Below are 9,645 nucleotides of genomic sequence, written 5' to 3' on the forward strand. Positions count from 1 at the left end.
GCGTCGCCGGCTCGCCGCCGTCGAGGCGCTCCAGTTCCAGCCACCCGTGAGCATGCCCCGATTTGGGGTAGCCCGAACCCCAATTTTGGGGTAGCCCGAAGTCAGCCGGTCCGCACGGGCATTCGGCGGACCGAACCATGCGTCCGCCGCAAATCGACAGGAAGGGCCGCGATTCATGTTCAACAACCCGTTTCGCGAGCGAGCGATTGCCGCGAGCGCGAGCCGCCAGCAGCTTGACCGTCTGCTCCGGGTCACAGCCCCCCACGAACGCATCGTTCTGGCCGCGGTCGCACTGATGCTCGCCGGCATCGGCGCCTGGGCTCTGTTCGGCGCGCTCGGACGACACTCGCTCGCCCTGCTCCTCGGCCTGGACTCGGCCTGACATGACGCCGCGCGGCTTGCGCGGGGCATCGCGAGGCAGCAAGGACCCCCGCGGTGAGCGAAGACGACGGGTCCGCACGCCCCTCTTCCTGCAGACCCACGCGACCGAGTGCGGCGCAGCCTGCCTCGGCAGCGTGCTGGCCCATTTCGGACGGTGGGTTCCGCTGACGGAACTGCGCGGCACATGCGAGGTGGGGCGGGACGGGTCCACCGCCGCCGGGCTGAAGCGGGCCGCCGAGCGCTACGGCCTCGAGGGCTCGGGTTGGAGCGTGCAGGTGGATCGGCTGAAGCGGATGCCGATGCCCATGATTCTCTTCTGGGAATTCAACCACTTCCTGGTCCTGGAAGGGTTCGACCGCAAGTGGTTCTACGTGAACGACCCGGCCGCGGGCCACCGCAAGCTCTCCCCGCAGGAGTTCGATGCGGGATTCACGGGAGTGACGCTGCAATTCCGTCCCGGTCCGGCGTTCGAGCCCGGAGGCGCGCCGTCCGGTCTGGTGCGGCGCCTCCCGCTCTGGCTGAGCGGGGCTGGGAGCGGGCTGGCGGGCGCCATCGTCTGCGGGCTGATGCTGGCCGTGCTGGCCCTGGCGGCGCCGTTCGCGGCCAGCCTGTTCGTCGACCGCGTGGTCGGCGACGGCGAGCCGTGGGGACTCGTCGTGGCGGGGGCACTGGCCGGAGCCGCGCTCCTGGTGTACGGCGTCGCCCGGCTCAAGCAGCGATTTCTGTGGCGTCTGGCGATTCGCGTCTCGATCACTGCCGGAAACCGCGCCGTCTCGCGGCTGTTGCGTCTCCCGGTCGACTACTTCAGCCACCGGCTCGTCGGAGACCTGACCGCACGCATCCTCTCCATCGACAGGGTTGCGCAAGGCCTGTCGGAACGCTTCCTCGGCCTGCTGGTCGACGTCGCCATGAGCGTCGTATTCCTGGCGGTCATGCTGTGGTACGACGTGCCGCTGGCGCTCGCCGTGCTGGCCCTGGCGCTCCTGAACGCGCTGCTCCTGCGCCCGATCGCGCGGGCCCGGTCCGACGAGGCCGCCGCCCTGCGCCGCGAGCAGGGTCTGCTGATGGGTATCGGCACGATCATGTTGAATCAGGCCGACACCCTTCGCATGACGGCGGCCGAAGACCGCATGTTCGCCCGCTGGAGCGGCCACCAGGCGCGCGAACTGCAGGTGCGCCAGCGATTCTCCGAACTGAGCAACCTCATGGCCGCCGCGCCCGACCTGTTCACGATACTGGGGAGCGCCGCGGTGCTGGGCCTCGGGGCGACGAAGGTCATGTCCGGCGAGTTGACGCTGGGCGCGCTGCTCGCGTTCTACCTCGTGGCGACGATGTTCCTGGAACCGATCGGGCGTTTCGTCGAATTCGCCCACGAACGCCAGACGCTTCTGACCGACATGCAACGCCTGGACGACATCACGGAAACGCCGGTGGACCCGGGCCTGGCGCGCCGGGCGGAAGCGCCGCAGTCGATCGCCACCCTCCACGGGCATCTCCGGCTGGCGGGGCATGTGGAGTTGCGTGGAGTGACCTTCGGCTACAACCGGAACCGGCCCCCGTTGATCAATGACTTCAGTCTCGTCTTCAAGCCGGGGCAACGCGTCGCGGTGGTCGGCCCCAGCGGGTCCGGGAAGTCGACACTGTCCCACCTCGTCGCGGGCATCCTGCACCCGTGGTCGGGGGAGATCCTGTTCGATGGCCGGCCGCGCGACGAGATCCCCGACGAAGTGCTGTCGCGCTCCCTCTCGATGGTGGACCAGCGAATCGTCCTCTTCTCCGCCACCGTGCGCGACAACCTCACGCTGTGGAACCCCGCGGTGCTCGACGATGACGTCGTCGCCGCTGCCCGGGACGCCGCGATCCACGATGACATTCTCAGCCGGCCCCGCGGCTATGCGACTCCGGTGGACGAAGACGGAGTCAATTTCAGCGGTGGACAGCGGCAGCGCCTGGAAATCGCACGCGCGCTGGTCGGGAACCCGACGGTGCTGATTCTCGACGAGGCGACGAGCGCCCTCGACGCCGCGACGGAGGCGCACGTCGACGATGCGCTGCGCCGCCGGGGCGTCAGCTGCCTGATCGTCGCGCACCGGCTGAGCACCGTTCGCGACTGCGACCAGATCATCGTGATCGACGAAGGCGTGGCCGTGCAGCGCGGGACCCACGATGAGCTGATGGCCGACACGAGCGGCGTGTACCACCGCCTCGTGCGGACGGAGCTGGCCGGATGACCGGGCCGGATGACCGAACGCTCGCGCGGATCGCGGCCGAATCGGGCACGGCGGTGCCCTGCGCGAGCAATCTGCCCGTCGACCTCGGCGATCCCGACTTCGCCTGGTTCATCGAGTCGGGAACGGTCGACCTCTTCCTGATCGAACGCCAGGAGGGAGTCGACCAGTCCGCGCCGCAGCATGTGCTGCGAGCCGGCGCCGGTCGCCTGCTGCCCGGCGTGGCCCCACAGGACGATGTGACTTCGCTGGGGCTCATCGCCAAGGGGCTGCCCGGCACCGTGCTGCGGCGTCTTCCCGCCTCCGGGCTCGTCGCGATTCGCCGTGCGGAACTGGCCGAACAGGTGGACGCGTGGCTCCTGGACATCTCGGCGATGCTGGCCCGCGACGTCACGCACCTGCCGCGGATGGATGCCTTCGTCGAGTCCGGCGAAGCGCCGCAGACGCGAAGCGGCACGCTCGGCGCGCGCCGGGGCGTCGTCTGGGTCACCGGGCTGCCGCCCGCGGCCGGTCTGTTCATGGGCCTGGTCGACCCCGCCGAGAGCGAGACGGCACCCGATGGCGCCGGGCGCGCGCTGCCGCTTACGCCCGCCACCTGGCTCACGCTGACGCACGACGTCCGGGTCTCCACGGCAACCTCCGGGGAACTCGCCGAGCACCAGCGGCTGCTGCCCGCCCTGGACGCCTTCAACCGGGTCGCGTTTTCGCTCGAGCGGCTGAACCGCCAACTGGCCGTCGTCGATCAGGCGAACCTGGCGCGGGCGCGGGTGCTCAGCCGCCGCAGCGATGAGGAGCACGCCCGGCGCCGCCTCTTCGACCTGTACGGTCACCCGAGTGAGGAGACCGAAGAGGTGGAGGATTCGGGGCTGCACGAGGTCCTGAAAGCGATCGGCCGGCATGCGGGCATCGCCTTCCGGCGCCTACCCGATCCGCTCGGCGAGGAAGGGCCTCCGCTCGAAGAGGAAGGCTCCACCCCCGACGACAGGCTCGTCAGGATTCTCAACGCGTCCGGCGTGCGGGGCCGAAAGGTGCGGCTCGCCGCGGAAGATCGTTGGTGGGTCGGCGACAGCGGCGCCATGCTGGCGTTCCGGGCCGAGGACGGGAGGCCCGTGGCGCTGTTGCCCGGAGGGTTCGGGAACTACAGGGAATTCGATCCCCTCTCCGGGGGCAAGCGGCGGGTCACGGCCGCCAGCGCCGCGTCACTGCGTCCGGACGCCTGGGTCTTCTATCCCTCGCTGGAGCCCGGGGCCGCCGGGTGGCGCGACCTGTGGAAGGTGGCGCGAAAGGGGATGGGCGCCGACCTGGCCCGCTTCGTGGCGGCGGGACTGCTGGGCGGGTCCATGATGTTGCTGCCGGCCGTGGCCATGGGCCTGGTCGCGGACGAGGTGATCCCGGCCGGGGATGCCGGGCTCCTGTACGGGATCAGCGCGGCCCTGGTGGCGTTCGGTCTCGTCCGCGCCCTGCTCCATGTCCTCCAGGGCATGACCCTGATGCGGCTCGAGGGTCGGGCCGCCTCGCGACTGGAGGCCGCGTTCTGGGACCGTCTGCTCCAGTTGCCGTCCAGCGTCCTGCAGCGGTATCCGGCCAGCGACCTCGCCATGCGGGGCATGACGTTCCAGAACGCGCGCGACGCCGTGCAGGGCGTGATCGGAAACGGCGTGCTGTCCATCCTGTTCCTGTCTCCCGCGTTGCTGCTCATCGCCTTCCGCGATGCCCGGCTCGGAGGGCTGACGGCCGCCTTCGGCCTGCTGTCGCTGTTCGCGACCGTGGCGCTCGGAATGCGGCAGATCCCCTCGCACAGCCGCAGGCTGAGGGCCGTTCGGCGTCTGTCGAGCCGACTGTTCCAACTCATCAACGGCATCCCCCAACTGCGCGTGGACGGCGCGGAAGGCTCAGGCTTTGCGGCGTGGGCGCGGGAATACCGCGAGCAGAAGCGTGCGGAACTGGAACTCGGCGCGCTGGAGACGCACCTGCGGGCCTTCGGCGCCGCTCTGCCCTTGCTGGCCGCCGCGCTGGTGATCCTGTTCGTGACGCTATCCGGCCCGGACTCCATCGGGGCCGGCGAATTCATCGCCGTCTTCGTTCTGTTTCTACTCTATCAGCGGGCGGTCATCCGCCTGGGCGAGTCGTTCGGCGTGCTCGCCGCCGTCGTGCCCGCATGGAATCAGATGCGACCGCTGCTGGCCGAGACCCCGGAGACGAGAGCGGAAGGGGAGTTCCCGGAGCACCTGGGTGGCGAGGTCGTGTTCGACCGAGTCTCCTTCCGCCGCGAAGCGGACGGACCGCTGATCCTCGACGAAGTATCGATCACGGCGCGTACGGGTGAGTTCGTCGCCATCGCCGGCGCGTCCGGGGCCGGGAAGAGCACGCTGCTGCGGCTCGCGCTCGGGCTGGAAGAGCCTTCCAGCGGGTCAGTCTACTACGACGGCCGGGACCTTCAACAACTCGATCTCAAGGAAGTGCGCCGGCAGATCGGCGTCGTGCCGCAGGGGGTGCGACTTCACCCCCAGGATCTGTGGGACAACATCGTCGGCGACCACGAGGGCGCGACCGCCGAGGAGGCCTGGCAGGCGGCTCGGCTCGCCGCCATCGATCGCGAGATCGCGACGATGCCGATGGGCATGCTGACCCAGGTGGGCGCGGGCGCCGCCGTGACGTCGGGAGGGGAGAGCCAGCGGATCCGGCTCGCCCACGCGCTGATCCGCAATCCCCGCATCCTGATGCTCGACGAAGCCACCAACTGGCTGGACAACGAAACGCAGGCCAGGGTCCTGGCCAATCTGGCAGGCCTCACCTCGACTCGGATCGTGGTCGCGCACCGCGTTTCCACTCTGCGCCAGGCCGACCGCATATACGTGCTCGACAAGGGAAGGATCGCCCAGGAAGGCTCCTTCGCGGAGTTGGCCGAGACCCCGGGCGTCTTCCGAGACCTGGTGCGCCGACAGGTCGCCTGACCGGCCTTATCTTCGCGCTCTTCGCGCCCGCGCGCGGCGGAACCGCTCTCCGGCATCGTGCTGTACCGCGGCAAGCGCCGGCACGACGAGCATGAGAAGGAAGGTGGCGACGAGGACCCCGAATCCGACCGATGTCGCCAGCGGGACAAGATGCCGGGCGTGGGTGCTCGTCTCGAACACGAGCGGGGCCACGCCGAGGAATGTGGTAATCGACGTCAGGAGGATGGCCCGGAAGCGGACCTTGGATCCGGCGATGATGGCCTCCCGCGGCTTCATGCCGGAGTCCCGGAAGTCGTTCATGAACTTGACCATCACGAGCGAGTCGTTGATGACGACGCCGCCCACGCCGATCAGCCCCTGTTGCGACCAGATGCTGAGATCGAGGCCCAGCAGCATGTGTCCCAGCAGTGCGCCGACCGCCCCCAGGGGTATGGCGGCGAGGACGATGAGCGGCTGAAGCCAGGAGCCGAACGGGATCGCCATCAGCGCATACATGATGAGCAGTGCCAGGAATCCCGACCGGGCCAGGGCGGCGTTGACGTTGTCCTGCTGCCGGCGCTGGCCGCCGAACGCGAAGTTGAAGCCGGGATCCCGGGCTTCGAGGGACGCGAACAACCCGCCCTCCAGGCGGTCGTCCACCTGCCGGCCCGTCGCGTTCACCGCATCCACGTCGGCCGTGACCGTCACGGCCCGCCGCCCGTCGATCCGATGGATGGCGGATGTGGACCGGGCGAGACGCGCCGAGGAGATCTGGCCCAGCGCCACCTCGCCTCCGCCCGGCGTCCGCACCATGTATCGTTCGATGTCGACCGCGGAGTTCCGCTCTTCTTCGGGCAGCCGCACGTAGACCCGCACGTCCTCGCGACCCCGCGGTACCCGGAGCGCCTCGACCCCGAAGAAGGCGGATCTCACCTGTCGGGCGAATTCATCCACGTTCAGGTCGAGCGTTCGGGCGGACGGGTCGAGTTCGAGCTGCAGTTCACCGAACCCTTCGTCCAGGTTGGTCCGAACATCGAAGACGCCCTCGATGCCGCCGAGTTCCGCGACGACGTCGTCGGCGATCGACCGCAGGCGGACCGGGTCGGGATGAGAGAGGTCGTAGTGAGCGGGGAGGTCGCCGCCGACGATGCTGGATGTGATCGAGAGCGCCGTCGCCTCCGGGACGACGCCGACTTCCTCCCGCCACACCCGCTCGAGCGCGGACGCCGGGACGCCGTGGCGCTCCCAGTCGATGAGCTTGAACTGAACGGTGGCCAGGTGGCCGCGAGCGGACTGGAACGCGTCGCCGGCCAGGGGATCGAAGAGTTCGGCCGGCTGCCCCAGCGTGACCGCCACGCCGACCTCGAGCGGCAGAGCATCGGCCTCCGTGCCCCGCTCCGCCGCGATGCGCGCCACGGCGCGGTGTCCGGCCGCCTCCACGCGGTCGGCCACCGCGCTCGTCTGGTCGCCCGGCGTGCCGGTGGGCAGCCGCAGACTGGCGGAGACGATGTCGCCCTCCAGCGGGATGATGAACCGGCTCGGAACGATCCCCGAGAGCACGAGAGCGGACGAGAGCACGAGCAACCCCATCGCCGAGGCGAGCACGACGAGCGGCTGTCCGGTGGCCAGGCGCAGCCCGCGGTCGAGCGGTCCGTCGACGAAACGCCTGACGAGGATGTCCACGCGCTCCCGGATCCGGCGCAGGAGTTCGGCGGCCCGATGGCCTGGACGCCGGCCGGGCGCGGGGAGGTGCGACAGGTGATTCGGCAGGATCAGCAGCGATTCGAGGAGCGAAACGATCAGGACGGAGATGACGACGATGGGGATGCCCCGCGCCAGCTTGCCCTGAGGGCCCGGCACGGTCATGAGCGTCGAGAAGGCGACGATCGTCGTCAGGACGGAGAAGATGACGGGACCGCTGACGCGCTTCGTGCCGCGGATCGCCGCCGCCAGCCCTCCGGCGCCCTTCTCCCGCTCCGAATAGACGCTCTCTCCCACCACGATCGCATCGTCGACGACGATCCCGAGAGCGAGGATGAGGCCCATCAGCGAGAACATGTTGATGGACAGGCCCAGGAAATCCATCACGAGGAACGTCCCCGTGAACGAGACGGCCAGGCCCACCGCCACCCATAGCGCGAGCCGGATCTCCAGGAACAGCGCGAGGGCGATGAAGACGAGTACCAGGCCGAGCAATCCGTTCTTCACCATGAGGCCGAGCCGGCCGCCCACCAGGGCGGAGTCGTCGCTCCAGACCGCGACGTCCACGCCCGCCGGCAGGCCCGGCAGGACTTCGGTCGCCAGGTACTCCTGCACCGCGGCGCTGATGCCCAGCAGTTGTTCGTCGGAGGTGCGGTACACATCCACGCGGGCCGCCGGCCGGCCGTCGTAGCGCACGCGCAGCTCGGTGTCCGCGAAGCCGTCGCGGACGGTGGCGACATCGCCCACGCGGACCGACGTTCCATCCGGACGAGTGAGGATGACGATGTCCTCGAAGTCCGCCTGTACGTAATTCCGCCCCAGCGTGCGCACGAGGATCTCGTCCTCGCCCGCGGACACCTTGCCCGCCGAGAGTTCCAGCGAACCCTGCCGCACCGCCAGCGCGACATCCTCCAGGGTAAGGCCCAGCGCGCGAAGCCTCCGCTGGGGAATCTCGACTGATATCTCGTACGGGCGTGTCCCGCTTGTCGTGGCGAGGGACACCTGGGGCAGCGCCGAGATTCCCTCTTCGATCCCGTACGCAAGCTCCTTGAGCGTCCGCTCCGGCACGTCGCCGTGGACGAGGAGGCGCATGAAGCGCTGCCGGCTGGTGATCTCGCGCACTTCCGGCCGCTCCGCGTCCGCCGGGAACGTGGGGATGCGGTCCACCTCCGCCTTGACCTCGTTGAGCGCGCGGTTGATGTCCGTCCCGGCCTTGAACTCGGCGATGACCGACGCGAGCCCTTCCGAAGCGATGGCGGTCACGCGGTCGAGGCCCTCCACGCCGCGAATCTGTTCTTCGATCCTGCGAACGATCGACTCCTCGACCTCCTCCGGAGAGGCGCCCGGGTAGGGGACGAGGACCTGGACGCGGTCCAGGGAGACGTCGGGGATCACTTCCTGCACGAGACCGAACGCCGCGTGGAGGCCGCCGACCAGGAGGACGAACATGACGACGTTGACCGCGGTGCCGTTCTTCGCCATGTAGGCGATCGGGCCGCGGCTCTCGGCGCTGACGCGGGGATGTGCCACCGGGCTGCGGGTCGGGACCTCTACTGGAGGTCGGCGGGGCGGCGCCGTTCATCTGCGAGCGCGACGATGTCCACGGCGGCCCCGGCCACGGGTTCGACTTCGCTCGCGGTGGCTTCGCGCAGCTCGGCCATCAGCGTCTCGCGGGCCGCACTCCGTCCCGGAGCGTCCCCCAGCACCTGCGCGAACCGTTCCTCGATTTCGTCATCGCCCGACACGAACACGCAACGCGCGCCCGCGCGCGCCGCAAGCTCGCGACCCGAACCGGGATTCCGGAGCTGTTCCTCGAACTCGGCGAGAGAATGGAGGTCGCCCATCCCGCCGCGGGGGACCGGCGCCAGGAGCAGGTTGTTGCGCGACAGGGCGCGCAGCGCCTTGCGGAAGCGGCGGCACAGCGCTTCGTAGTACCTGGCCGGTTCGCCGTCGTACACGAACCGGACGTCGAGCTCCGTCCCCGGCAGCGCCTCACCGTTTACCAGAGGTCCCAGGACTGCGACCGCCACGCCGCCGCTGGCCTCCGGCACGCCGCGGTCGGCGAAGTCCTCCTCGACGGCGGACAGGACGGTGACGATGGAGGCCTCGGCGACGCGCGATAGCGCCGTCGTCGCCTCGCTCACGGACAGGCTGCCCCGCATCGTGTGCACGGCGATCTGGAAGACCTTGCCGTTCGACCACTCCAGCGCCGCCTCCACCGCCTCGCCGGCGTCCTGAACGGGGATGTCGTCGAGCTGAGCCCTCATCTCGGAGAGGCTCAGCTCGTGCGTCCAGTACAGGCGCGCCAGCCCGCACCGGGCAATCGCCTCCGATTCCGAATCCGACAGGAATCCCTCCGGCAGTTCCAGGTCCGTGAATTCCCGCTCGCGCAGCGTGTCGAG

The 9,645-nt window shown here is 69.7% G+C and carries 5 protein-coding genes; 3 read left to right on the forward strand and 2 right to left on the reverse strand.

Features of this window, described 5'->3' with window-relative positions:
- Nucleotides 1–175 precede the first annotated feature (175 nt).
- The 3 genes from OXN85_02075 to OXN85_02085 are packed head-to-tail and all read left to right on the forward strand — an operon-like array spanning nt 176 to nt 5,563.
- Complete coding sequence (locus tag OXN85_02075; protein MCY3598746.1) at nt 176–382, forward strand: hypothetical protein; 207 nt, start codon at nt 176–178, stop codon at nt 380–382.
- A gap of 1 nt (nt 383) precedes the next feature.
- Nucleotides 384–2,612, forward strand: a complete 2,229-nt coding sequence (locus OXN85_02080) for a cysteine peptidase family C39 domain-containing protein (GenBank protein MCY3598747.1) — start codon at nt 384–386, stop codon at nt 2,610–2,612.
- Complete coding sequence (locus OXN85_02085) at nt 2,609–5,563, forward strand: ATP-binding cassette domain-containing protein (GenBank protein ID MCY3598748.1); 2,955 nt, start codon at nt 2,609–2,611, stop codon at nt 5,561–5,563. Before OXN85_02080 ends, OXN85_02085 begins: the two co-directional genes overlap by 4 nt.
- 6 nt (nt 5,564–5,569) lie before the next feature.
- Here OXN85_02085 and OXN85_02090 read toward each other — a convergent pair whose 3' ends face one another.
- Together OXN85_02090 and OXN85_02095 are read right to left on the reverse strand one after the other, a co-directional pair.
- Nucleotides 5,570–8,773: an efflux RND transporter permease subunit gene (locus tag OXN85_02090; protein MCY3598749.1), complete on the reverse strand. Its 3,204-nt coding sequence runs from the start codon at nt 8,771–8,773 to the stop codon at nt 5,570–5,572.
- Between the two features lie 20 nt (nt 8,774–8,793).
- Nucleotides 8,794–9,645, reverse strand: an 852-nt coding sequence (locus OXN85_02095) for a hypothetical protein (protein MCY3598750.1), incomplete at its 5' end; no start/stop codon positions are given.

Origin of the sequence: Candidatus Palauibacter australiensis (genome assembly GCA_026705295.1) — a bacterium.
Classification (GTDB): Bacteria; Gemmatimonadota; Gemmatimonadetes; order Palauibacterales; family Palauibacteraceae; genus Palauibacter; species Palauibacter australiensis.

Excerpts from the sequence above, each read along its gene's own strand:
- OXN85_02075 (MCY3598746.1), top strand. The coding sequence starts at position 176 with ATGTTCAACAACCCGTTTCGCGAGCGAGCGATTGCCGCGAGCGCGAGC.
- OXN85_02080 (MCY3598747.1), top strand. The coding sequence starts at position 384 with ATGACGCCGCGCGGCTTGCGCGGGGCATCGCGAGGCAGCAAGGACCCC.
- OXN85_02085 (MCY3598748.1), top strand. The coding sequence starts at position 2,609 with ATGACCGGGCCGGATGACCGAACGCTCGCGCGGATCGCGGCCGAATCG.